This is a genomic window from Pedobacter sp. 01T416_2 (genome assembly GCF_056398925.1).
Genome location: NZ_JBFTQI010001035.1, coordinates 1 through 1,603 on the forward strand (window position 1 = coordinate 1; position 1,603 = coordinate 1,603).

Here is a 1,603-nt window from a genome sequence, read left to right on the forward strand (position 1 = left end):
TACCTATAGCGGTAACCTGGGTAGGTTTGTACCTATAGCGGTAACCTGGGTAGGTTTGATATGAAAAATTTAAATCCACTATCAAAATCGCTGGGCCTGGTTGAAATAGAGAGCGGCAATATACAACATGTTGATTTTAAGGCGAACGGAAATTTAAGATCTGCAACGGGATCGATGAATATGTTGTACACCGATTTAAAGGTGAAATTACTATCTGACAATATTGATGGCGAGGGAACCAAGGAAAAAGGTTTTTTGTCTTTTTTGGCCAATGTCATTTTAGTTAAAAACGAAAATCCACAAAAAGGCGAAGCACCAAGAACAGCAAGCATGGCCAATACGAGAGTTAATTCAGCCTCCTTTTTTAACCTGATGTGGAAAACCGTTTTTGTGGGCATAAAGGATATTGTAGGCGTTGGTGTGGTCCCAGAAAAGAATCCGGTAAAACAGCAAAAAGTAATTGCAAAAAAAATAAGGGAACAAAAACGGGCAGACAGAAAAGCAGCGCGGAAGGCCCGGAGAGAAAAAAACTGATCTTACACTTTTCAAATATATGTTTATAACCGTATATTGCTAATAAAACCACAGCCTCTCATTTTTTAATGCCTGATACCAGAAGATACCGTTATAGAATTTTTAAATGGATTGCGTGTACATTACTCAGTGTTTTTATTGTACTTGTAGGTATAGCCTGGCTGTTAAATGTTAAGTCGCGCCCTATTTTAACCGATAGGATCAAAACACTGCTCTATAAATCGACCGATAGTTTATATACCATTAGTTTTACCAAGGTTTCTACCAATGTTTTTACGGGCAATGCCACCTTACAGAATGTAAGAATAATACCTGATACCAATCGGTTTAAGCAACTCATAGCCTTAAAAAGAGCACCAAATAATTTATATACGGTATCTTTAAAAAAACTGGTGGTGAAGCACTTCCACCCATTAACCTTGTACCGCGAAAAAAAACTTCAGCTGGAAGAAATCATATTTGATAAACCTGAAGTAACAATGGTTAACCAGCAATTTGCTTTTAACGAGGGGCGTGCACCCAGGCCCATTAAATCGCCTTATGCTATCATCTCTAAAAACCTGAATGAATTTAGCATTAAAAGCATCAGGTTTAAGGATGTAAGTTTTAAATATATCAATAAAAATGTACCCAATTCAGTACCTTTCTCTATTGATGACCTCAACATTACCTTAACCGACCTGTTGGTAGATTCTACCTCTGCTGAAGATCCAACAAGATTTTATCTGATTAAAGATATTGTGATCAATCTGAATAACTATGTATACCGTACGCCAGACAAAATGTACGATATCCAATTAGATAAACTGGATTTTAGGGCAACAACGGGTAAGTTAAGGATTAACAGTTTTGCTTTGGTACCACTGCACGATGAGATGAACTTTGGCAAAGTTGCAGGGTTTGCGAAGGAACGTTTCAACATCAAGATGAGCGACATTATGCTTAATGGGATTGATTTGCCATTATACATTAGCAAACAAGAACTTTGGGCAAAGGAAATGGCCATTACCAACGGTTTCGTTTCAGTATTTAACCATAATGGCCTCCCAAAAAAACACCAGGAAAGCAA

At 37.4% G+C, this 1,603-nt stretch carries 1 protein-coding gene and 1 pseudogene; both read left to right on the plus strand.

Going from position 1 to position 1,603, the window contains the following annotated elements; translation table 11 throughout:
- Window positions 1-60 precede the first annotated feature (60 nt).
- Entirely contained in the window at window positions 61-534 is a 474-nt protein-coding gene (locus tag AC1DPQ_RS27070; protein WP_477611470.1) for a hypothetical protein, read from the plus strand.
- 68 nt (window positions 535-602) lie between these two features.
- Window positions 603-1,603: pseudogene (locus AC1DPQ_RS27075) on the plus strand (hypothetical protein); the annotation flags it as partial.

What these genes read in the sequence shown, in the direction of transcription:
- AC1DPQ_RS27070 (WP_477611470.1), top strand. Translation starts at nt 61, where the DNA reads ATGAAAAATTTAAATCCACTATCAAAATCGCTGGGCCTGGTTGAAATA.